At 69.5% G+C, this 22,044-nt stretch carries 21 protein-coding genes; 6 read left to right on the top strand and 15 right to left on the bottom strand.

The window, feature by feature from the left end; translation table 11 throughout:
* Positions 1-9 precede the first annotated feature (9 nt).
* The 12 genes from AB0C01_RS32590 to AB0C01_RS32535 all read right to left on the bottom strand — a co-directional run bounded on the left by AB0C01_RS32590 (position 10) and on the right by AB0C01_RS32535 (position 11,958).
* Positions 10-1,095, bottom strand: coding sequence for an acyl-CoA dehydrogenase (locus tag AB0C01_RS32590; protein ID WP_357242533.1), 1,086 nt, complete (start codon positions 1,093-1,095; stop codon positions 10-12).
* On the bottom strand, positions 1,082-2,260 hold the full coding sequence (locus AB0C01_RS32585) for an acyl-CoA dehydrogenase family protein (RefSeq protein ID WP_357572956.1): 1,179 nt from the start codon (positions 2,258-2,260) through the stop codon (positions 1,082-1,084). Before AB0C01_RS32585 ends, AB0C01_RS32590 begins: the two co-directional genes overlap by 14 nt.
* Entirely contained in the window at positions 2,257-2,499 is a 243-nt protein-coding gene (locus AB0C01_RS32580; protein WP_357572955.1) for a phosphopantetheine-binding protein, read from the bottom strand. Before AB0C01_RS32580 ends, AB0C01_RS32585 begins: the two co-directional genes overlap by 4 nt.
* The gene (locus AB0C01_RS32575; protein ID WP_357572954.1) at positions 2,496-3,770 is read right to left on the bottom strand and encodes an alanine racemase; all 1,275 of its coding nucleotides are present in this window, start codon (positions 3,768-3,770) and stop codon (positions 2,496-2,498) included. Before AB0C01_RS32575 ends, AB0C01_RS32580 begins: the two co-directional genes overlap by 4 nt.
* The gene (locus tag AB0C01_RS32570; protein ID WP_357572953.1) at positions 3,763-5,238 is read right to left on the bottom strand and encodes an AMP-binding protein; all 1,476 of its coding nucleotides are present in this window, start codon (positions 5,236-5,238) and stop codon (positions 3,763-3,765) included. Before AB0C01_RS32570 ends, AB0C01_RS32575 begins: the two co-directional genes overlap by 8 nt.
* Positions 5,235-6,341 (bottom strand): acyl carrier protein, encoded by a 1,107-nt coding sequence (locus AB0C01_RS32565; RefSeq protein ID WP_357242548.1) that lies wholly within the window; start codon positions 6,339-6,341, stop codon positions 5,235-5,237. Before AB0C01_RS32565 ends, AB0C01_RS32570 begins: the two co-directional genes overlap by 4 nt.
* Positions 6,338-6,610 (bottom strand): acyl carrier protein, encoded by a 273-nt coding sequence (locus AB0C01_RS32560; protein ID WP_357572952.1) that lies wholly within the window; start codon positions 6,608-6,610, stop codon positions 6,338-6,340. The genes AB0C01_RS32565 and AB0C01_RS32560 overlap by 4 nt, the downstream gene beginning before the upstream one ends.
* A 107-nt stretch (positions 6,611-6,717) precedes the next feature.
* The gene (locus AB0C01_RS32555; protein WP_357572951.1) at positions 6,718-7,941 is read right to left on the bottom strand and encodes an ATP-grasp domain-containing protein; all 1,224 of its coding nucleotides are present in this window, start codon (positions 7,939-7,941) and stop codon (positions 6,718-6,720) included.
* Between the two features lie 11 nt (positions 7,942-7,952).
* A complete protein-coding gene (locus tag AB0C01_RS32550) occupies positions 7,953-8,891 on the bottom strand; it encodes a DMT family transporter (RefSeq protein WP_357242557.1) in 939 nt (312 codons plus the stop codon).
* 160 nt (positions 8,892-9,051) lie between these two features.
* Positions 9,052-10,203, bottom strand: a complete 1,152-nt coding sequence (locus AB0C01_RS32545; RefSeq protein ID WP_357572950.1) for a saccharopine dehydrogenase family protein — start codon at positions 10,201-10,203, stop codon at positions 9,052-9,054.
* Entirely contained in the window at positions 10,200-11,249 is a 1,050-nt protein-coding gene (locus AB0C01_RS32540; RefSeq protein ID WP_357572949.1) for a saccharopine dehydrogenase, read from the bottom strand. The genes AB0C01_RS32545 and AB0C01_RS32540 overlap by 4 nt, the downstream gene beginning before the upstream one ends.
* Before the next feature lie 13 nt (positions 11,250-11,262).
* Positions 11,263-11,958, bottom strand: coding sequence for a methyltransferase domain-containing protein (locus AB0C01_RS32535; RefSeq protein ID WP_357242567.1), 696 nt, complete (start codon positions 11,956-11,958; stop codon positions 11,263-11,265).
* Positions 11,959-12,629: 671 nt separating this feature from the next.
* On the opposite strand from AB0C01_RS32535, the gene AB0C01_RS32530 reads away from it, so the two are divergent.
* The 4 genes from AB0C01_RS32530 (at position 12,630) to AB0C01_RS32515 (ending at position 16,984) form a co-directional block, all read left to right on the top strand.
* Positions 12,630-12,995: a nuclear transport factor 2 family protein gene (locus AB0C01_RS32530; RefSeq protein ID WP_357244024.1), complete on the top strand. Its 366-nt coding sequence runs from the start codon at positions 12,630-12,632 to the stop codon at positions 12,993-12,995.
* Between the two features lie 20 nt (positions 12,996-13,015).
* Entirely contained in the window at positions 13,016-14,749 is a 1,734-nt protein-coding gene (locus AB0C01_RS32525) for a thiamine pyrophosphate-binding protein (protein ID WP_357572948.1), read from the top strand.
* 63 nt (positions 14,750-14,812) lie between these two features.
* Complete coding sequence (gene metK, locus AB0C01_RS32520) at positions 14,813-16,006, top strand: methionine adenosyltransferase (protein WP_357572947.1); 1,194 nt, start codon at positions 14,813-14,815, stop codon at positions 16,004-16,006.
* 105 nt (positions 16,007-16,111) lie between these two features.
* Entirely contained in the window at positions 16,112-16,984 is an 873-nt protein-coding gene (locus AB0C01_RS32515; protein WP_357242576.1) for a hypothetical protein, read from the top strand.
* A gap of 10 nt (positions 16,985-16,994) precedes the next feature.
* Here AB0C01_RS32515 and AB0C01_RS32510 read toward each other — a convergent pair whose 3' ends face one another.
* The 3 genes from AB0C01_RS32510 to AB0C01_RS32500 all read right to left on the bottom strand — a co-directional run bounded on the left by AB0C01_RS32510 (position 16,995) and on the right by AB0C01_RS32500 (position 20,378).
* Positions 16,995-18,017 (bottom strand): 3-oxoacyl-[acyl-carrier-protein] synthase III C-terminal domain-containing protein, encoded by a 1,023-nt coding sequence (locus AB0C01_RS32510; RefSeq protein WP_357572946.1) that lies wholly within the window; start codon positions 18,015-18,017, stop codon positions 16,995-16,997.
* A gap of 37 nt (positions 18,018-18,054) precedes the next feature.
* The gene (locus AB0C01_RS32505; RefSeq protein WP_357572945.1) at positions 18,055-19,332 is read right to left on the bottom strand and encodes an MFS transporter; all 1,278 of its coding nucleotides are present in this window, start codon (positions 19,330-19,332) and stop codon (positions 18,055-18,057) included.
* 590 nt (positions 19,333-19,922) lie between these two features.
* Positions 19,923-20,378, bottom strand: coding sequence for a SitI3 family protein (locus tag AB0C01_RS32500; protein ID WP_357242585.1), 456 nt, complete (start codon positions 20,376-20,378; stop codon positions 19,923-19,925).
* 180 nt (positions 20,379-20,558) lie between these two features.
* Here AB0C01_RS32500 and AB0C01_RS32495 point away from each other — a divergent pair, with 180 nt between their 5' ends.
* Together AB0C01_RS32495 and AB0C01_RS32490 are read left to right on the top strand one after the other, a co-directional pair.
* On the top strand, positions 20,559-21,287 hold the full coding sequence (locus AB0C01_RS32495) for a helix-turn-helix domain-containing protein (protein WP_357242588.1): 729 nt from the start codon (positions 20,559-20,561) through the stop codon (positions 21,285-21,287).
* 58 nt (positions 21,288-21,345) lie between these two features.
* Positions 21,346-22,005, top strand: coding sequence for a dihydrofolate reductase family protein (locus AB0C01_RS32490; RefSeq protein WP_357242591.1), 660 nt, complete (start codon positions 21,346-21,348; stop codon positions 22,003-22,005).
* Positions 22,006-22,044 lie beyond the last annotated feature (39 nt).

Here is a 22,044-nt window from a genome sequence, read left to right as displayed (position 1 = left end):
AGACCACCGTCACCAGGCGAGACCGTGCAGGAGGTCGTCGACGCGGTCGGCGAGCAGCTCACGGGCCACCTCGCCGACACCACCACCGATGCCGAACACCGCCGCCTCCGTGCGCAGCCGCTGGACGCCGCCGTCGAGGAACCCGGCCGCGCCGTGCAGGCGAGCGCATTCACCGAGCACGTGGTCGACGGTGTCGGCGGTGGCGATCTTGACCCGGGCCGCGGCTGCGGAATCGTGGCGCTCGGCAACCCACGGGCCGGCGGTCACGCACACCGCGCGGAGTTCGTGGACCCGGGCCAGGCATCCGGCCACGTTCCGCCGTACGCCCGGGTCCTGCCAGAGCGAGGTGCCACCGTCGTCGGGCCGGCGCAGGCGTTCCACGGTGTCGGCCAGCACACGCCGGCACAGGGCGACCGCCCACAGACCACCGGCCAGTCGCTCGGTGGCGATATGCCGGGCGAACAGGGCCATCCCTCGGCCACGGCCGCCGATGACGGCGGTGGCGGGGAGCTGCACGCCGGTGAACGCCACGTCGCCGAGCCCGGCCCCGTCGAACAACTCGGTACGGGTCGGGGTCACTGTCACACCGGGAGTGTCGGCCGGGACCAGCACGAAGCTGAAGCTGGTGAAGTGCCGGCCCTCCTCGTGCCGGGCCAGCACGAGGAACGCGTCGGCGGTACGCGCGTTGGTGATCCACCGTTTCGCGCCGGTCAGGGTGAGCCGGTCGCCGTCGACCCGGTAGCCACTGCCCAGCGAGCTGAGCTGCGAACCTCGGCCGCTGTCGGTGGCGGCAAGCGCCAGCACCGCCCGCCCGGCGGTCACCTCGGCCGTCAGCGGATGGTCCGGCAGGGCCGTACGCAGCAGCGGCAGTGCCGCCGCGACCTGCACGCAGACACCCAGCGTGACGCCGATCGGTTGGGACGCGTCCACCGCGGCCAGCAGCCGGCCGAGCCGTTCCGAATTGACGCGTCCGCCCGGCTCGTACAGTGCCGCGATCAGGCCGGACGCCCCCAGAGCCGACCACACCGGGCGGTCACCGGTGAGCGCTCGGGCCACCGCGTCCCCGGCCCCTGACGTCCGCTCATCCACCGACATGGGTGACTTTCCGATCGAGCAGCACGTGCCGTCCATCGGCAAGGTCGAGGCGGTCGTTGTGGTAGTTGAGCGCCGCCGACCGCAGATCCCGCAGGACCCGTTCGAGGTAGGTGTCCGAGTCCTTGAAGTAGCCGTGCCGCAACCCGACCGCGTCGACGAGTTCCTCGACGGCCTGCCGGCACGACTCCGCCGCGGTCACCTTCAGGCCGTTGAGCAGCATCTGCACCGGCGCGGCCGACAGGTCACCGCCGTCCTCGACGATGTGCTGGGTATGCCGCAGCAGCGCGTGGACGGCGTCGATCCGATGGCGGGCCCGTGCCAGCCGGGTCAGGAGCAGCTCGGACCGGTGGTCGAATCGTTCCCGGCCGTCGGGGCTGCGCAGCAGGGTCGCCACCCGGGACAGCGCCCCGGCGGCGGCACCCAGCCAGCAGGCGGCCCAGCCGAGGTGGGCCAGCGGCGAGAAGAGGGCCAGCGAGATCTCCCGGAACCCGTGCTCCGCGCCGATCAACTGGTGGCGGGGGACGGTGCCGGTGAGCCGTAGCGCCACACTGTGGCTGGCCCGCATGCCCATCGGTTGCCACTGGCCCGACTCCGTGATCCGCAGTTGCTCGCGCTCGGCGTAGACGAGGCAGACCTGTCCGGGGGCGTCCGTGCCGGGGCTGCCCATGGTGATGAGGAAGCCGTCGGCGTGGGCACCGCCGGTGACGATCGGCGCGAATCGCTCGATCAGCAGCCCCTCCCCGGTGTCCCGCAGCGGCGCGGTCGCGGACAACAGGTGGCCACCGGTGCCCGCGGCGGTGGTGACCGACGCCAGATAGCGTTCGCCCGCGGCGATGCACGGCAGAAGGGTGGCCCGCAGCTCATCGCCGCCATACCTGACGACGGTGGCGACCTGCTGGCAGTGCATCGCGAAGATCAGCGCCACCGACAGATCGGCGCGGGCCAGCGACTCGGCACAGTCGATCAGTTCTGCCGGGCCGCCGCCCAGCCCGCCGTACGCGGCCGGCACCATCAACGCCAGCAGCCCGGACGCGCGCAGTTCGGCAAGCGCCTCGGTGGGGAAGACCGCCTCGTCGTCGGTACGCCGCGCGTGTTCCCGGGCCACCGCCGTGACCCGTTCCACCCGGCCGGCCAGGTCGACGGCCGTGGCCGCCACCGCCGTCATGGGGCGTCACCGCGAGCGGTACGCACGGCCGCCCAGAGGCTCCCGGCAGTGGTGAACGTGCTCTCGGTCAACGCCTCGTCGGGAAGGCTGACACCGAAGTCGTCCTCGATGGCGAAGAGCAGCTCGATCGACTGCATCGAGTCCAGGCCCAGATCGTGAAGTACGGCGTCGTCGGTGATCTGGTCGGGGGTGGCGTACTTGAGGAAACGCGACAGCAGCGCGACGAACTCCGGATTCACAGCGGCTCTCCCAGGGAGATCGGGGTACGGACCAGGCGCATCCGGGACACGTGCCAGGTGGCCGGGTCCGGGGCGGTGGAGTCGAGAACCACCTCGGCCGGCAGCGGGTGGCCCAGGAAGGCGAGCAGGCTCGCGTCCAGGCCGTAGGCGCCGACGTTGGGTACGGCCAGCAGGTCGCCGGGTTCGAGCCGGGGCAGTTCGACGGCCCGCGCCCAGACGTCCAGCGGGGTGCACAGCGGGCCGCACACCGTGGTCGGCACGGTGTCCGCCGCAGGCGCCGCCGTGTCGACCGGGACCAGGTACGGCACCAGCGGTGGGAGGCGGCGCAGCCCCGACAGGCCGCCGAGGTGGTTGATGCCGGACTCGAGGACGACCAGGTTGCTGCCGTGCGACGGTTTTGCGTCGAGGACCCGGGTGAGCAGGGTGCCGGCGGTACCGACGAGGTAGCGGCCCGATTCGAAGGCGATCCGGGGCCGGCCGTCCCGCCAGTCCGGTACCTCCGCGTCCAGCAGGGCGGTGAGCGGTTCACGTAGCCCGGACAGGTCGAGGCGACCGCCGGCCCGGGCGAACGGCGCACCGAATCCGCCGCCGAGATCGAGCACGTCCAGGCGTACGCCCTGGGCGCGCAGCACCTCGCGCAGGTCGGCGGCGGTTCGCAGGCTGCTGGTGAACTGGGCGAGCAGATCGTCCACGGTGGTCAGGTTGGTGCCCATGTAGAGGTGTAGTCCGGTCACGGTCACGTGCGGCAGGTGCCCGAACCGTTCCGGGGCGGTCGCCACCCAGCGGGCATCGGCACCGAACGGCGACGACACCCCGGTCATGGTCAGGCCGGGCCGGGACGCGGGCGCGTCGGCGTTGATCCGCAGCAGGCACCACACCGGCACACCGGCCGCTTCCGCGCACCGGTTCAGCTGGTCCAGGGCGTGCGGCGAGTCCACCGAGAAGTGCCGCACTCCGGCGGCAAGCGCGGTGCGCAGATCGAGGTCGCGTTTGCCGGGTCCGGCGTACAGGATGGTGTCGGGGTCCCAGCCGGCCGCCAGGGCGGCGGTGAGTTCGCCCGGGGAGCAGACCTCGGCGCGGCTGCCGGCGTGGTGCAGCGCCCGCAGCAGTTCCGGGTGACGGTTGGCCTTCACCGAGTAGTACGTGTCAGTCCGCTCGGGCAGGGCGATGCGCAGGGCGGCGAGGTTGTCCCGCGCGGCTGCCAGGTCGTACACGTAAGCCGGGGTGCCGGCCGTGGCCGCGACGTGCCGGGCCAGAGCGGGATCAAGCATGGCCGCCCACCAGGGTGGTCAGCGCCCTGCGGTCGATCTTGCCGTTGCTGGTCAGCGGCAGACCGTCGACGACCACGCACCGTTGCGGGATCTTGAACACCTCGAGATGGGCGCGCAGCCGGTCCAGCACCGTCTCCGGGGCCAGCTCCGTGACGGCGACCAGCACCGACCGCACGCCGTCGCGGGGTGGCAGGACCGCGACGGACGTGACCCGCGGTATCCGGCGAGCCGCGGCCTCCACCTCGGTGGCGCTCACCCGGTATCCGCGTTCCTTGTAGATGTCGTCGGTACGACCGTCGACGTAGACCCATCCCCCGGCGTCCACCCGACCCTGGTCGCCGGTGCGCAGCTGGGTGGTGAGGCCCTCCTCCACCCGGAACCGGTCGGCGGTCAGCTCCGGGCGCCGCCAGTAGCCGGACATCACATGCGGACCGCGGACCACCAGCTCACCGACGGCACCGTCGGGCAGACGACGTCCCTGGCCGTCGATGGCGAACACCTCCGTCCCGGCCAGCGGTCGACCGCTCGACCCGGGCCGCTCCCGATCACCGTCGGGGGGCATGATGGCGACCCGCTTGCACTCGGTCAGGCCGTACATCACCTGGGTCCGCAGCTGCGGCATCCGGGACCGCAGCGTCTGCAGCAGGTCCGCGGGCATCGCCGCGCCGGTGGTGGTGAGCAGCCGCAACGTGGGCGGCTCACCACCACGGCCTAGTAGCCGGGCCAGCATCTCGGCCGCCGACGGGACTGCCGCGAACACGGTCGCGCCGGTCGCGGTGAGCGCCGCCGACAGGCCGGGGCCGGTCGCCGTCAGACCGGCCAGGTGTATCCGGGCGCCGCTGAGCGCACCGAGGAAGAGCTGGTACAGCCCGTAGTCGAAGGAGACGGGTGACGGGCAGAACACCACGTCGCCGCGGCGATAGCCGACGGCCTCCTGGATGGCCGCGACGGCGAACAGCATCTGCTGGTGGGTGGTGACCACCGCGTTGGGCCGAGCCGTGGAACCGGAGGTGTAGACCAGACACACCGGGTCCACGGTCAGCGGCTCACCACCCGGCGGCAAGCCGTCCAGCGGTGCCCGCGCGGCCAGTCCGCTCACGTCGCCCGCCGCGGACCCGGACTCGACCGCCGAGGCTCTGACCTCCGCGTCGTCGCTGAGGACCAGGGCCGGCTCGCAGTCCTCGAGCACATGCCGCAGCGGATCACCGCGGAGTTGTTCGTGCAGGACGACGAAGACGACACCGACGCGGGCCGCGGCGTACAGGACGGCGGGCAGGACCACCGACGGCGGTGACACGATCACCAGCCGGTCACCGCGGCGCAGACCGGCCTGGAGCAGCCCGGCCGCGATCCGGCGACCCGATGTCACCACCTCGGCGAAGGTGGCCCGGTCCGCGCCTACGGTGACGGCCACGTCGTCGGGGGCACGCCGGGCCGCCCTGTCGAAGAGTTCGTGCAGCAGGGTCATGAGGCGCCGGTCCCGGCGCGGGCGACGATCCGGCACAGGCCGTCGAGGTCCTGCAGGTTCTCCGGTACGAGGTCGTCGGCGGACAGTTCCACACCGACCACCCGTTCCACCAGCTCGACGATCTCGACGATCCGCAACGAGCCGTAGTCGGGAGAGGCGTCGAACCGGGTGCCACCCAGCACCGCGGGCACGGGCAGGCCGAGGACGGACGCGGCAGCCTCGGCGACGTGCTGCCGCCACGGCTGCCCGCCGGCCGTCGGTACGGCGAAGAGCACCTGGTCCCGGTGCAGCAGGTCACCGAGTCGCCGCAGCGGGGCCTCCGGCGCGGGCCGGCCGCGCTGCACCATCCGCCACGCGACGTAGGTCTGCTGAACCAGCCCCTGCCAGGCCCCGAGATGTTCCTGGAGCTCCATGTCGCGGTAGGCGGCGTGCAGCAGCCGGGACCGGGCGAGCAGCCAGGTCTGCAGGGTCAGGCGGGCGAACGCGGCAGCCGGGTCCGGGGCGTCGGCGTACGCGGCCAGGTATTCGGTCGGGTCGTCGAACTCGACTGCCGGCCGCGGTTCGGGCAGCGCCGCCGCGCCGAAGCTGATCACGTCGGCGGTGTCGCCGAGTGCCGCGGTCAGGTCCTTCTCGCTCAGGTCCCAGTGTCCCGGCACCGCCGGCCCCCACCGGGTGTCGTTGCGGTAGGCGTCCCAGACACGTATGCCGTCGTCGTGGGCGTGCACGAGGAAGCTGTGTCGCAGGTGCTCCTGCCCGGCGTAGGGAAGCCACGGCAGGTGGTAGGCGTCGGCGACGACGTAGAGGGGCTCGCGCCGGGCGATCAACTCGGGCACCCGGTCCGCCGGGCAGGCGTCCCAGCGCTCGTCCACTCCGAGTCCGAGGAGCCCGGCCGAGTGCTCCACCTGGTCGGCCACGACGGGTTCGACGGTCCACCAACCGTCGTCGAGTCGGGGTCGGAAGGCGAGCCGGGCGCCGAGCCGCAGATGGGTGCCGAGACCGTGTCGCACGTCGGCCAACAGTGCGAGGTTGACCTGTACGCAGTCGAACAGGTCGGCGGGCAGCGCATCGAGAGCCGCGCCGAGATCGGCGGCGGGGCCGCTCATCGCGCGGTCCGCTGCACGAGGTCGACCAGGTCGCCGACGGTGCGCGGCAGGGAGGCGGAGAACAGGTCGTCGGGCAGCGTGACACCGAACTGTTCTTCGATCTTGAGCAGTACGGCGAGCAGGCCCAGCGAGGTGACGTCCAGCAGCGGCCCGGCGAGCGGCTCTGCCTCGGTGATCCGACCGGTACTGATCGTCAGCTGGGACTGTGCGATGACGAGCCGTTTCACGGTGTCCGCAACGGTGTCGCGGTCGGCGGTTCCGGTGGGCACTCTGTCGCTCCTTCCCGAGTGGACGGTGGTGCCGGATCGGGCCGGCGGGCACGCCCGTACCTCACCCCGGCGTCGTGCTGTGCCGAGGCGAGGCGGGGACGTGTGGATCAGTCGCCGTAGAGGCCGGCGACTTCCAGCGAGCGCAGCCGGTCGTAGTCGGCGATGACCTGCTGCCGGTCCGGGGCACACAGGTACAGCGTGCCCGGGCAGGTGGCCATGTCGGTGGTGGGCGACAGGAGGGTGCCCTCCGGGATGTTGAGCACCAGACTGTCGAAGGACGGAAGCGCCCGGACAGCCGCCCAAGCGTCGGCACCCGGCATGACGCCGTCGCGCTCGGTGATCAGGTTGACGCAGCGCAGGTAGGCGTCGAGCTGATAACCGCTGGTCCCCTGACGCGTGAACACCTCGGGGTCGGCGATCGCCAGGGCGAGGCTGTCGACCTGGTTGGTGCCTGTGCAACGGGTCAGCAGTTCCGGCATCTGCCCGCCACCGAGGCGGGCTCCGCACTCGACCAGCACCGGCCCGGACGCGGTCAGCATGACCTCGGTGTGTCCTGCGCCGGTACGGATCTCGAGCGCGTCCAGAACCGCGAGGGTGTAGTCGGCGATCTGCCGGGTGGCAGGGTCGTCCCAGGCCAGCAGGTCCTCGTAGTCGTAGATGGTCCGGCCACCCGTGGAGCGCTTGTGATAGCGCCAGACCTCAACGATCCGGTGCACGCCGGCCCGGCTGACCGAGTTGACGTAGTACTCGGTGCCGGCCAGGAACTGTTGCACCAGAACGATGCGGTTCTGCCGGCCGTACCGGTCGAGGTTGCCGGTGATCCGCGCGTGTGCGTCCCTGATCTCCTCGGCGGAGTGGCAGACGTAGACGTTGTCCCCGCCCGCGCTGGACGGCGGCTTGAGGACCACCGGCCATTGCCCACGCTCATCCGCCCAGCCGAGAATCGCGTCGACCGACTCGGACCGGAAGCCGTCGGCGGCGGCCAGGCCGGCGTCCCGGATCGCCTCGTGCATGGCGAACTTGTCGCGCCGCGCCAGGGGATTCCGCATACCGTTGCCCGGTGTGCCCAGGGCGGCCGACAACTGGTCGGCCAGCAGCACCCCGGACTCGGCGCCGGCCACGACGATGCCGACGCCGTGCTCCCGCATCCGGGCGACGGTGGCGTCGAGGTCGCCCTCGTGCTTCAGGTCGACAGTGAATTCCTCCGGCCGGTAGCTGAGCCGCCAGTCGGGCGCGTCCGAGCGGATGTGGATGAATTCCATGCCGTGCCGCAGCAACGCGGCCGGCAGGTGCCGGCCCGCGCCGTACGCGTCGACGATGGCGCATTTCATGGAGGACTCCTTCATCGACGGTCTCCGACGGTGTCGTAGGCCGACGGCATGGTCGCGGCTTCCAGTCGGCTGTCGTGGCGTGCCCGGGCCAGGGTCCCGGCGGTCGCAAGTGCCACGATGCCCACGATTCCCACGATGGTCAGCGAGGAGGGCTGCAAGCGCCCGTCCAGGAATTGCATGAAGTAGGCGAAGATCGGTGACAGCGAGACGATCAGTGCCGTGGTGATGGGCTCGGTGTGCCTGATCCCGATCTGCAGTACGTAGATCGGAAGCCCGATGCCGATGACGGCCACCACTGCGCCGGGCACGAGCGCGGCGGTCACCTCTTCCAGCGAACTCGTCGCGGTCATCGCCCACCCGATCGCGATCATCAGGAAGAACCGCACCGCCAGCACTTCCTGCGGGCTGCGGCCACGATCGCTGAGCCGCTTCATGTAGGTGATGTTGGCCGCCGATCCGATCGCGCACACCACCGAGAAGAAGAGTCCCCAGGCGGCGGTGCTCTCGCCGATGTCCCCGACGGCGGTCTCACCGGTGAAGGAGCCCCACACCAGGACGCTGAGGAAGACGCAGATCCCCAACGCGACCACGACCTCCGCGGCGATGACGGACGCCCCCCGGCGCAGGATCGCCCCGGTCAGAAGGATGAACACCGGACCGAGCGCCAGGCCGACCACGTTCACGACCGCGGGCTCCAGGTTGCGGAGGGCGTAGAAGGTGGCGAGCCACGTCACCGCGGTGGTGATGTTGATGGCGATGACGTCGTGGCGTGACTCCCGCAGCATGGTCAGGAACGCGGTGCCGTTACGCGCCATCTCCAGGACGAGGAAGAAGACCGCCGTCAGTGTGAACGAGACCGCGGTGAGGCTCTCCGGACTGACCACCTGGAGCCGGTTGCTGCCGTACACGTCCATCGCGGCGGTCAATGCGGCGAAGATCAGTAGCGGCACAATGCCGCGCCGAATCGTCGCCGATTGCCTGGTCCCCGACTGTTGCGCCATATCCTGGCCTCCCCGTAACTGGCTGTGAACCGCGCCAGACCGACCGAAGTGTACTTACCTCGGTACGTTATAAGGCGACCGAATTCCAACCATGTACTAGATCATCGGCCTATGGCACATATTCCTGACAGACGACTCCGTTGGCGGACAGGAAGTCCAACCAACTGTCGATCGAATCGGGGTCGGAGGTCGCCTGGTGCAGACCGGCGGACAGCCGGCCGGCCAGCAACTCGGCGAGCCCGCCGGCGAGGGCCACCGAGACCAGGCGAGGTGTCGCGTTCTCGCTGGCATCCCCCTGGACGTCCATGGTGTACTCACCGGCCCAGCGCGCTCCGTCGCCGGTCACCGCCTCCAGCCGTACGAACATGACCACCCGGTCGTGGTCCTCGCTGGTGGCCGGGTACTGCTCGGCCAGCCGCGCGGCCAGGGCAGTGATCTCGTCGGCGGTGCCGTTCTCCAGCTGAGTGAAGACCGGCTGCCAGGCGTCGGTCCATCCGTCGAGCCGGACGGTGCCGCGAATGAAGGTGTCCACCTCCCAGAACTTCGGGAACTGATACGTGGTGATGTACGGGATGCTGTCCCGGTTGGCGTAGACCTCGAACGGTTCGCCACCGAGGGTGATCTTCTCCGCGGCGCGGTACGGCCGGTCGACGGTCCGCTCGCGGCCACCCTCCACGAAGCGGGCGGGAGTGCCGAGTGCGGTCAGGACACCCCGCGGAGCCCAGCTGAACCGGTATCGGAAGTCGTTCGGCACCGCCGGGAAGCTCCCGCAGTACGACGTGAACGACACCGTTGCCGGCGTATCGCCGAGGGCCTTCTCCGCGGCCTGGACGAGCCGGTGGGCCAGCAGGTGATCGATGCCGGGGTCGAGTCCCGCGTCGGTCAGCACCACGAGCCCGGCCCGTCGCGCATCGGCGGCCAGCTCGGCGACCTCCGCGGAGACGTAGCTGGAACTGGCGAAGTGCGCCGACTGGCGCAGGCAGAGCCGGAGCACGGCCGGGTGCTCGGCGGCCGGCAGCATGGAGACGACGAGGTCACCTGGGCGGACACCCTCGGCGAGGGCGTCCCAGCCGAGTTCCCGCGCGTCGGCCTGGCCGCCGAGCCCGAGCCGCTCGAGACAGGCCTGTGCCTTCTCGCGGGTGCGTCCCCAGACCGTGGTCCCGGTCGCGGTGGCGCAGACCAGGGCGAGCCCGCTCCCGGTCGACAGGCCGGTGCCGAGCCAGTGAACCCGTCCGGTCGGCTGGATGAGGGTGGATGTCACGACGGGCTTCCCATCAGGTCGAGTTCAGATGTCGCGGTGGTGAACCGGTCGTACGCCCGTCGCCAGACCGGCGTGTCGTCCCGCAGGGTGCGCAGGTGCGGCAGCAGGTCGGCGGAGAAGGCCACACTCGCCTCCCGCGGCAGCAACGAGGGCAGGTTGTCGATGGCGAGCAGGTCGAGCACGGGCTCGGCACGCAGGTGGTGCACCGGCCGGGCCCAGTCGGTCGGGGTCCGGTAGATCGGCAGCAGGTTGAACTCGGACGTCACGTCGCAGGTCACATCGCTGATCACGGACAACGTGCGAGCCGGGTCGTCGAGATCCTCCGGGCGTACGAACGGAGGCGCGAGTTCGTTCGACAGCACGGTGTTGACCAGCACGTCGTGGTCGAGGATCGCTCGGCGGTCGAGATCACGGGTCTCGGCAAGGTCCCACGCCGTGGGCTCCACTCCGCCAACGGACAGCGCGTCTCGCGCGCCCCGACCGCACCGGCCCAGCGCGCCGATCACCAGTGCCCGTACCCGGCTGTTGCCGGACGCGGCAAGAGCCTCGTCCAGTTCCGGGCGGGTCATCGCGCGCAGGGGCGGAACGAGCCGGCCCCGGAGATGCAGGAGCGCCAACGCCGCGCCGACGTAACCGGCCCAGTAGCCGAACGCGGCGACCCGGCGGCCCGTGTCGTCGGTCAGGTATTCCAGGTCCAGCAGAGTGCCACCGGCCCGGAAGCGGCGCAGCAGCGCCGCCCCGTCGCGCTGACCCTTGTAGGCGTGTCCGAAGAAGATGTGTCGATGGTGCAGCGGTTCCGGCTCGTCGGCGGGGGCCTTGAGCCCCACGACGACGGTCTCGGCCGACGCCTCCGGCCAGGTGCCGGCCGTGACGATCCGGGCACCGGCCGCCGCGTACTCCCCGGTGTCGAAGATCCGGTGCGCCGACTCCTCGACGGTCAGCCGCACGCCATCGGCGATCAGCACCCGGGCGTCATCGGGAGTCAGAACGGTACGGTGCTCGTCCGGGTTGATCTCTTCGCGTAACCACAGCTCACGAACGCTCATCGCAGGCTCCCGGTCACGCGTGCAGCTGTGCTACGACCACGGACCGCCGGCGGGGACCCGACTGCGGGCGCCGGTAGTGGAAGTGTTGGATCTCGACTCGGTCGAAGCCCGCAGCGAGCGCCTGCTCGCCGAGGTAGCCGGCGGACAGCCAGTAGAAGCCCGTGACGTTCGAGGCCGCCTGCGCCCAGGAGCCGTTCCGGGTGTCGTCGTTGGACGCCACGAACGACGCCACGCCGGCAGGTCCCGGTTCGAGCCAGGTGAGGATGCGCTTCAGGATCGACTGGAGTCCGTTCTCGGGGTCGTACAGATGCCCGAGCACGCCGTCCATGTAGACGACCGACCACTTCTCTTCGGGCGTCCAGGTGTTCAGGTCCGCCTGCACCGCCTCCAGACCCTTGGCCCGGGCGAGATCGACCGCCTCCTCCAACGCGTCCACCGCAAGCACGCGGTAGCCGGCCTTGGCCGTGTCCGCCTCCACCACGGCGTTGCCGCAGCCGAGGCTGAGCAGGCCGGTGGCCCTGTTGGTCTCCAACCGGTTCACCAGGATGTCCGTCATCCAGCCGCGGTACTCGGTGGAGTAGGTCGACGGCGTCACCGAGTCGCCACGGGCCCCGCCCTTCTCCCAGATCTCGAAGAGGTTCGGCTCTCCGTCGCCCTGCGGACGATAGAAATCCAGAAGTTCCGTCTTCTGTCGACTTTCTGTGCTCACAGTTTTCCCCCGCTATTTGCCGGTCATTCACCAAATCACGTGGCGAGACGATCGCGTTAGCCAATGGCACCCAGCGGCGCGCTGCATCGCCTTGGTGATTCAAGTGATTAGTCGGAATTCCCCCAGGTAACGAGACGACCAGAAGCACCAGGCCACTCTCGCCAATTCGGACCACGGTCCGACAGATATCGATGCAAGCACATGGACCCCTGGCTGTGCAAGCATGCCTTCCTAAGATGTGGGAACGCGGCTCGAAACCCAGGCGAAATGTCGATCACCGGCTTTGGAGAATGCGGTGCGCACCCCCACACCGGACTCGCGATGAGCTACCGTGCCGAAGGTCCGGTACGCGACATCCCCGCAAACTTGCAGCCCCTTGGCCCGCCGTATAGACATGTTGTCCCAGCACAGGAAGCACCACCTTTGGTGATCACTGGCATCGATGCCAGTGGCGACACCGCCCAACCTCGCCCGCGCCACCGCCGTCGCCTGACGGGCACCCTGTGTGATGATGGCCACACAGAGCGAGGCGAATAATGTGGGGATGATGTCGGATCATGCCTTTCGTCCAGTAGCGAGTCTGCACTTCACCCCGCCTGACCGGCGATCACCACGACCGGAGCCGCTCGGTGGTGAGCCGCGAATCATTGCCGGAGACACACGTGTCGCACATGATGGATCGGACTCACCTCGACGACGTGGTGCGCACCTACTACCACCGGGTCGACGCCGATGACATCGAGGGAATGATGCTTCTCTTCGAAGCGGACTCCATATACGACCGGCCAGGTCAAGAATCCATTGTCGGGCGATCGGCCATCGAAGCGTTCTACCGTTCTCAGCCACCCATTCGCAGCCGCCGGCACAACCTTTCATCCTTGATCGTCGAAGGGTCGGAGGTGGCAGTGCACGGCTCTGCCGACCGGATCACCCTGGGCGGACAGCACTCCACAATCGGCTTTGCCGACTTCTTCACCGTCTCCCGATCCGGCCTGTTCTCGTACCGCCGGACCTTCTTCTTCGTCCCATTCGCCTAGCGACTCCCAGGGAGAAACCAATGAGCGCAGCTGAGGGTGCGGCGCGCGCCGGCGCGGAACTTCTGGTCGAAGCGCTGGTGCGGCACGGTGTCGACACGATCTTCGGGTTCCCCGGAGACACCAGCATCCACTTCTACGACGTCATCGCGAGGCGCCCGCAGGACGTCCGGCACGTGCTCGCCCGCGACGAACGCCACGCGGCGTACATGGCCGACGGTTACGCACGTACCCTCCGCCGCCTCGGGGTCTGCGAAGCGCCGAGCGGCGCGGGCGCCGTCTATCTGGCCAGCGGTCTGGGCGAGGCATTCGCCTCCGGCATCCCGATCCTGGCGATCGCCACCGACAACCCGCATCGCAGCCGGGGCACCAGCGCCATCAGCGAGATCGACCAGATGGCTCTGTTCAGCGGCGTGACGAAGTGGCGGCGAACGGTGGACCGGACGGCCGACCTGCCCGGCGCGGTCGCGGAGGCGATCACCGCCGCGACGAGCGGCCGGCCCGGCCCGGTCGTGCTGATCATCCCGGAGAACGTTCTGGAAGAGACCGCCGACCTGCCCGTCGGCACCGGCAGCAGCACGGTTCCCGCCGCACGCCCGCTTGCCCCGACCGAGGCCGTGAACACGGTGGCCGAACAGATCGCGCAGGCCGCACGCCCCGCGATCGTCGTCGGCGGCGGCGTACACCTGTCCGGTGCCTGGCGCGCCCTCACCGACCTCGCGGAGCACGCGGCCATTCCGGTCGGCACCTCCATCCACGGCAAGGGCACTCTCCCCGAGGACCACCCGCTCGCCCTCGGCGTCGTCGGTGCCAACGGCGCCCGGGAGTACGCCAACGACTACCTGCGCAACTCCGACTTCGTCCTCTTCGTGGGAACCCGCGCGAACGCCACCGACACGGCCAGTTTCACCGCACCGCCACGCTCGGGCACCCGGATCGCGCACATCGACCTCTCCCCGGAGCGGGCCGGACGCAACTATCCCGGAAGCACGCCCCTGGTCGCGGACGCCGGGGCGGCTCTCGACCAGCTCCGCCAGGCACTACCCGCCGCCGACGAGCAGACGCGCGACGGTCGGATCCGGGCTCTCGCCGCCGCCCGGCAACTGTGGGTCACGGCGAACTCGTCACCACTGCCGGACCCCGGTGACCAGCGGCTTCAGCCGCGGGACGTGGTTCGTGCGCTGCACGCCGAATTCGGCGGGTCCACCTGGGTCGTGGCGGACGCCGGCACCCCCACGCCGTTCCTCGCCTCCTTCTGGGAGTCGTCCGGTGCCGGGTGGCGAGTCGTCATTCCGCGCGGTCACGGGCCACTGGGCTTCGCCATCTCGGCCGCGATCGGCGTCGCCGTGGCGCACCCCGGCGAGCGGATCCTCTGCCTCACCACCGAGGGCAGCGTGGCGATGGGTCTCGGCGACTGGGAGACGGCCGGCCGGCTCGGGCTGCCGATCACCTACGTGGTCCTGGACAACACCTCGCTCGGCTGGATCAAGATGATCCAGCATCTCTACGCCGGCGGGCGTTACTTCGCGGTCGACCCCGGGCGGATCGACCCCGTCCTGCTCGCCAACGGCATGGGACTGCCCGCGGCACGAGCGTTCGACATGGAACAGCTCAGCGTGATGATCAAGGAGGCGGCCACCGGAGGTGGTCCGTCGGTCATCCACGTCCGGGTCCCCGAGCACATGGACAATCCGCCGCCGGTGGAGGCGTGGCAGGCAGCACTCGCCGGCACCGCCACGCAGCGCCCGATCCACTGACAACCTCCGCCCGCCCGCCGGCGCGCCTGAGACGGGAACGCGCCGATATCGAAAGGAAACGTCGTGGCACGCCGCCTTTTCACCTCCGAGTCGGTCACGGAAGGCCACCCGGACAAGATCGCTGACCAGATCAGCGACGGGATTCTCGATGCCCTGCTCGCCCAGGACCCGCGGAGCCGCGTCGCGGTGGAGACCCTGATCACCACGGGCCAGGTGCACGTGGCGGGCGAGGTCACCACGCAGGCCTACGCCGACATTCCCAGCATCGTTCGCGACACGATCCTGCGGATCGGTTACGACTCGTCGAAGAAGGGCTTCGACGGCGCCTCCTGCGGCGTGAGCGTCTCCATCGGCTCACAGTCGCCCGACATCGCGCAGGGTGTCGACGCCGCCATCGAGGCGCGCGAGGGTGGGGCCGGCGACTCGCTGGACAGCCAGGGCGCCGGGGACCAGGGCATGATGTTCGGGTTCGCCTGCTCGGAGACGCCCGAGCTGATGCCGGTGCCGATCGCGCTGGCACACCGTCTGGCCCGCCGGCTGTCGGCCGCCCGTAAGGGCGGCACGATCCCCTACCTGCGTCCGGACGGCAAGACGCAGGTCACCGTCGAGTACGACGGTCTGCGTCCGGTGCGTCTGGACACGGTCGTGGTGTCCTCGCAGCACGCCGCCGACATCTCGTTGGAGTCACTGCTGACGCCGGACGTCCGCGACCACGTCATCGCTCCCGAGTTGGAGACGCTCGGCCTGGACTTCGAGGGTTACCGGCTGCTGGTCAACCCGACGGGCCGGTTCGAGATCGGTGGTCCGATGGGTGACGCGGGCCTGACCGGCCGCAAGATCATCGTGGACACGTACGGGGGGTACGCCCGCCACGGTGGTGGCGCGTTCTCCGGTAAGGACCCGTCGAAGGTGGATCGCTCGGCGGCGTACGCGACGCGCTGGGTCGCCAAGAACGTGGTGGCGGCCGGCCTGGCCGAGCGGTGTGAGGTGCAGGTGGCCTACGCGATCGGCAAGGCCCACCCGGTGAGCTTGTTCGTCGAGACGTTCGGAACCGAGAACGTGCCGGTCGAGCGGATCGAGAAGGCGATCAAGGAGCTGTTCGACCTGCGGCCGGCCGCGATCATCCGTGATCTGGACCTGCTGCGTCCGATCTACCAGCAGACCGCCGCGTACGGCCACTTCGGCCGTGAGCTGCCGGACCTGACGTGGGAGAGCACCGACCGTGCTGCCGATCTGAAGAGCGCGGCGACCAGCTGACATGGGGCGGCTGATGCCGTGCGTGCGGCCGCCGACCACACCGACGCCGGCTGAACGCCCTACTGTCGAAGGCACTGCGCACACCTGTTGCTCGATGGAGACGCTTTGCACGAGATCACCGAGACCCGTATCTCCTATCACCGGGGTGAGACTGCCGCGGAGGCGCGGATCGAGGCCGTCCTGCCGGCCGGCTCCGGGCGCTGGGCCGTCGTCACCGACGCGACCCCGTTCCACCCGGTCGACGCCGCCTGGCCGGACCAACCGGGTGATCACGGCAACCTGACCGTGGGCGATCAGGTCATCCCGGTCGTCGACACCCAGATCGTCACCTTCCGGCCGGCCGACGGCGCGGTGTCCATCGGACCCGAGGTGACCGCACGCCGTGGCGACACCGAGCACGTGTTCGCGGTCGCTCACCTCATCGTCAAGCAGCCGGATGAGTCCTGGGTCGGTCGGACCGCCCAACTGACGGTGGACGATCACCGGCGGCGATGGTTGAGCGCCGCCCACACCGGGTGTCACCTGGTGGCGTACGCGTTCAACGAGGCCACGGACGAACTGTGGAGCAAGGACGCGCCCCGGGACTCACGGGGAAGCCGCAACTTCGACGCCGCCGCGCTGATCGACAGCCGGCACGACCTCGGCAGCAGCGTGGACCGGTATCGCCTGGGCAAGTCGTTGCGACGCAAGGGTTTCGACCACGCCCGGATGCTCGCCGGTCTCGACACGTACCTCGCTCGCGCCAATGATCTGCTGGCCTCCTGGGTCGCCGCCGACGCCCCGGTTCATCTCACCGGATCGTCGGACAGTTTCACCGCGGAGCGGGTCTGGCGCTGTGAGATCTCGCCCGTGGCGACGATGCCGTGTGGCGGCACACATGTCAGCAGCCTCGGGCAGCTGCGTTCCATCGAGATTCGGGCCGAGTACCTGGAGTCGGAGAAGGAGATGCACCTGGTCGCGGCCTCTCAGCCGCGATGAGCGGAGGCGGTCAGACCTCCAGGAGTGTGCAGAACCAGTGCATGCCGTACCCGATACCGGCCAGTGCCACCACGTCACCCTTCCGCAGATCGCCGCGCTCGACATAGGTGTCCAGGCAGATCAGCTGGTCCGCGGCACCGCAGTGGCCGATCGACGCCCCCAGCTCGAAGTTGGTCCGATCGAGCGGCAACCCGACCGCCTCTGCCACGTCGACCATCGCCTTGTGGTTGTCGTTCAGGTAGATCAGCCGGGTCAGCCGGGCCCGGTCGGTACCGGAGCGCGCGAAGGCGTTGTCCACGACCAGGGCGACCCGTTGGTTCAGCTCGCGGGTGAACCGGGTGAAGTGGTCGGGGTCACGGCGGAACTGCCGGTAGACGGCGGCGAGCCGGTCAAATTCGAGGTTGCCGAGGCCATCGGGGGCGATCGGTGCCGCGGCTCCGCCGTACTCCACCCGGAAGAAGTCGACGCACTCGGGATCGGTGAACTGGTCGGTCGCCAGCCACCGCAACGTTGCGTGGTCCCGCCTCAACACGGCGGCGGCGGCCCCGTCGCTGGAGACACACGTGTTGGTGTTCATCCGGTTGGCGTGTCCCTCGCTGACCTGGTTGATCGCGACGAGGAGGACGGTCCGCACGTCGTCACGGACGGCGAAGGTCCCGGCGATCTGCTGGAACGCCGTCACCGTGGCGGCGCAGGCCTGGGTGAGCAGCAGCGTCGGCGTCCCGATCATCCCCAGCTCGCGGGCCACCGCCGAGGAGACGTCCCACTGCAGGTAGTCCGGGACATCGCTGGCGGCCACCACGAGCAGGTCGATCTCGCCGACCTCGATCCGCGCCCGCTCCAACGCCCGGCTGGCCGCTCGGGCGCCGAGATGCGCCGACGTGGTTCCGTCGACGACCCGATGGAACGTGCGATAACCCCACGCCATCACCCGCTCGGGATCCTTCACGTAGCTCGGTGCCACCTCAGCGACATCCTGAGGTTCCCCCAACGCGGCACCCAACGAGACGACGCCGAACTGCACAGGCGGCATGGCACTTCCTTCCTTTGCGGGCTACGCCACGATCGGGTCAGGCCTCTGCGGCCCGGCTGGGCACCGCGGCGTCACCGGGTTCCCGGGAACGCGCCGAACGCTGGGTGAGCAACGAGGTGACCACCCCGGTGACGAGGAGAACGGCTCCCAGGACCAGCCAACCGACCGGCCCGGGACCGACGACGGCCACGGTGAGCAGCCCTGGGCCGACGACCGCGAAGCCACCCGCCCCGAGGTTGTAGAGACCCAGATAGAAATTGCGTCGATCCACCGGGGACAGCCCGAAGGACACCCCCCATCCCCCGGCCGACTGCCACAGCTCCCCGAATGTCAACGCCACCGCGGCGAGGAGGAGCACAGCCGTCGTGGCCACCGGACCCAACCCGGCCGACACCGCGGCCAGGACGCAGAACACCGCGAGAGCCACACCCGCGCGGCGCTGGAGCCGACCGGCATGAGCGAGATCGTCACCACCACGGCTGAATCGGACCTGCAGCGCCACGGCGAGGACGGTGTTGATGAGCAACACGACTCCGACGACCGGCTTGGGTGCCGACGTCTGCGTCACGATCCACAGCGGCAGTGCCACACCCAGGATCGCAACGTGCAGGAACAGGATGCCGTTGAGCAGGGCCAGCGACACGAAACGCAGGTCCCGCCAGGGGAGTGCCCCCACACTGGCGCCGCGCGGCCGTACCGCGACACCCCGTGGTAGCTCTCCGCGCACCCGCAGCAGCAAAACTGCGGTGATCAAAAAAGCCACCGCATTGACCAATACAAACCCGATGTACGCCGACGCGTCGGCCAGGGTGATGAAGAGTGTGGCTGCCAGCGTAGCCAGGGAGTACGCCGTGTTGCGCACCACCGAAACCGCCGCCATCGTACCGACCGGCGTATCGTCCTCGGCGATCGAACCAGCAATTGATTGCAGTAGGGGGGTGGCCGCGTTCTCGGCCATGCCGATGAAACACGCCGCTATCAGGAATCCGCTGAAATCGTCGACCAGTGGATAGGCCAAGAAGCCGGCCGCGCGCCACAACTGGAGCGCGATGAGCATCCGGGGCGCTCCGACCCGATCAGCGAGCCGGCTGATGGGTACGACGCAGACCAGCCCGCAGAGCGCCGCGATCGACAGCCCGGTACCCACCTGCGTGCTGGTCAGCCCGATCACCTGCGTGTAGAAGAGGACCGACCCGGTGAGGAAGATCCCCCGGCCCGCCGCGTCGATGAAGACCGCCAGCAGGAAGGCCCGGGCGGCTCTGCTGTGAGACAGCCGGCGGAGCAGATGCAGATCGAGTCCGAGTAACCGGTTCAATGCCGTGGTCCGCGATCAGTCGTGCCGGGCGGATTACATCGGGCCGCCATCTCGGCGCTCCCCGGAATGCGGCCCGCAAGGCCGTCCTTGCGCAGGCCCATTCGAGCAGTCAAGTGCGAGTATCGCATCATTCGCCGAGCCTTCCCCCGATGTCCGGCACCTCGACGTTCGCGGGGATACAGTTCCAAGGCAACGACTGATTGACCCGCCGCGATCCGTGATCGGATCCTAGGTCGACCACACAGCGACCACAATGGATGTCCCATCGTGCCGCTGTGAACTAACTCTCACCGTGCGACAACCGGGACGGCCCGGTCTTGTCCGCACCCGCCCGCCCCGGTGGCTCCCGCCCACGGCTCCCACCAACCCAGGCTGGAGCCGGCTGCTACCAACGGATTCCGCGTGGTCACGGGGCAGTCAGTGTTCAAGTTCTGGAACTGGCCCATGCTCGACCCTGCTTCGCCGCCGCCGTGTCCAACCGGCTGGGCCACCGGACCGTCCGACCACGCGGAAAGCTCTAAGCCCTGCCTGGCCCGAGCGGGCAGGTCCACTCCGAGCGCAGGTGGTGGTCTTCGACGACTGCCGTCCGCTCAGCCGGGGATCAACGACTCCGCGCCAGGGTAGTAGCGCCACCAGCGTTCCCTGTTCTGTTTCCGCAGCTGCCCGCCGAACCGGGTCAGCACCAGCACCTCACCGTTGAGCACCAACGCGGCGTCCTCGACACCGGAGCGGAGCACCCTGTCCACGGCCACCACCATGTTCCGGGCACCCCGGTCCGGCGGGCCGAACTTGTCCATCCGGAAGCTCAGGTCCGTGTAGTGCTCCGGCTCCCACTCCCACGGACCGTCGTCGCCGTCGGCGTCCAGGTAGCCGTTTCGGCCGGTGAGCAGCGTGACATCGAAGCCGCGCTGCTCCGACATCTCCGCGCCGAGCGTTGCCAGGTACGGCTCGAACCTCGCCACGTCCGCTGGGTCGGGAAAGGCGCGGGCGGCGAGGTCGGGCAAACAGACCTGACCAGCGAGGGTCAGTCGGTAGTCGATGGACATGTGACTCCCTACAGCAACGGGCGATTGGCGCGACCGGCTTCCCGCCTCCTCGACGATTCGGGACCGGCTCCCTCATGGAAGTCCGGGCGTACTTCTTGCGCTTCTGGAAGTTGTCGGTCCTGACTGTCGACGTCGCTAGCCTCATCAGGGAACCTCGGCAGATCGACGACGGAGGAGGCCGTGGCGTTGCGGTTCGAGCATCGCGACACCGAGATCGACGTGAGCCTCGTCGACCGCGTGTGGCGCACCCGCTCTGACGCGGAGGAGACGATGACGTCCGCAGCACGCACCTGCTGGCATCTGATCCTCTCGCGGGCGCAGGGACGCCTACTCGCCAGCCTGCGCGGGCCGGAAACGAGGGCGACTACGGCACCGGTCCCGCCGGGCACCGAGTTCCTCGGGATCCGGTTCGCATTCGGCGCGGTTCTTCGGCCGCATCCCGCAGCCTCGATCGTCGATGGGTGGGTGCCGTTCCCAGTGACGGAATCGGGCAGGATCGTCATCGGCGGCGAGAGCTGGGAGGCGCCGACGTTCGAGAACGTCGAGCACTTCGTCCGGCGACTGCAGGACGCGGGTCTGCTGGTGCGATCGCATCTCGGGGACGAGGAGCGGACCGCCGAGCATCCCGAGGCCAGCCCGACCGAGCGAACCCTGCAGCGTCGCTACCGAGCGATCATCGGACTGTCGCAAACCGCCGTGCGGCAGATCGACCGCGCGAACGCCGCAGCCACGATGCTGCACGACGGCCTTGACTGGCGCACAGTCGTCGAGACGTTGGGGTACTTCGACCAAGCCCATCTCGCGCACGCGCTGCGTCGCTACGTCGGGTGCACCGCACGCGAGCTTCAGGCGGGCCACTTCGCCGCGATGTCGTTCCTGTACAAGACCCACCCTGGGCCCGGCAGCTAGCGTCCGTCTGCCAGCCAGCCCTGGCCGGCTGTCCGCCACCAGAACCTGAAGGAAAACCGTGCTGCTCAGCGTCAACATCTTCGTCAGTCTCGACGGCGTCATGCAGGGACCCGGAAATCCCGACGAGGACCGCTCCGGCGGCTTCGACCGCGGCGGGTGGCTCGTTCCGCACGCCTCGAAGCACACAAACGACGTCGTCGAGAGCTGGTTCCGTGAGGCCGACGCGTTCCTCTTCGGCCGCACCAGCTTCGGCCTGCTCGGCGGGTACTGGCCGAAGGTCACCGAACCGAACAACCTGATCGCCACCAAGCTCAACACGCTGCCAAAGTATGTCGTCAGCTCCACCCTGACCGACGATGAAGCCGATTGGAACCCGACGACGGTCCTACGCGGCGACCCGGTCGACGAGGTACGCCGCCTCAAGGAGCTTCCCGGCAAGGAACTCCAGGTTCACGGAAGCTGGAAACTCGTGCAGACGCTGCACCAGGCAGGACTCGTCGATGTCTACCGGCTACTCCAGCACCCGGTCGTCGTCGGCACGGGAAAGCGCCTGTTCCCGGGCGGATCGACGCCCGCGACGTTCGCAACCGTCGAAGAGAGCTCGCGCGTACTGCCCGGCGGCGTCGTCTCGCTGACCCTCAACCCCACGAGCCTCGGCGTGATCTCCGCAGGCTCGTACGGGGTCGACGAAGGGCGCTCGGCGACGTTCCTCGACTGACAACGGTGCCCGACCGGCTTCGAGGCCCTGATCTCCGGC

This window comes from Micromonospora sp. NPDC048905 (assembly GCF_040649655.1).
Classification (GTDB): Bacteria; Actinomycetota; Actinomycetes; order Mycobacteriales; family Micromonosporaceae; genus Micromonospora.
Note: the sequence above shows the minus strand (reverse complement) of the source record. Positions and strands in the feature narration are given on the sequence as shown.

Coding starts and splice junctions, on each gene's coding strand:
- AB0C01_RS32590 (WP_357242533.1), bottom strand. CDS start 1,095: ATGTCGGTGGATGAGCGGACGTCAGGGGCCGGGGACGCGGTGGCCCGA.
- AB0C01_RS32585 (WP_357572956.1), bottom strand. CDS start 2,260: ATGACGGCGGTGGCGGCCACGGCCGTCGACCTGGCCGGCCGGGTGGAA.
- AB0C01_RS32575 (WP_357572954.1), bottom strand. CDS start 3,770: ATGCTTGATCCCGCTCTGGCCCGGCACGTCGCGGCCACGGCCGGCACC.
- AB0C01_RS32570 (WP_357572953.1), bottom strand. CDS start 5,238: ATGACCCTGCTGCACGAACTCTTCGACAGGGCGGCCCGGCGTGCCCCC.
- AB0C01_RS32565 (WP_357242548.1), bottom strand. CDS start 6,341: ATGAGCGGCCCCGCCGCCGATCTCGGCGCGGCTCTCGATGCGCTGCCC.
- AB0C01_RS32555 (WP_357572951.1), bottom strand. CDS start 7,941: ATGAAATGCGCCATCGTCGACGCGTACGGCGCGGGCCGGCACCTGCCG.
- AB0C01_RS32540 (WP_357572949.1), bottom strand. CDS start 11,249: ATGAGCGTTCGTGAGCTGTGGTTACGCGAAGAGATCAACCCGGACGAG.
- AB0C01_RS32530 (WP_357244024.1), top strand. CDS start 12,630: ATGATGGATCGGACTCACCTCGACGACGTGGTGCGCACCTACTACCAC.
- AB0C01_RS32525 (WP_357572948.1), top strand. CDS start 13,016: ATGAGCGCAGCTGAGGGTGCGGCGCGCGCCGGCGCGGAACTTCTGGTC.
- AB0C01_RS32510 (WP_357572946.1), bottom strand. CDS start 18,017: ATGCCGCCTGTGCAGTTCGGCGTCGTCTCGTTGGGTGCCGCGTTGGGG.
- AB0C01_RS32500 (WP_357242585.1), bottom strand. CDS start 20,378: ATGTCCATCGACTACCGACTGACCCTCGCTGGTCAGGTCTGTTTGCCC.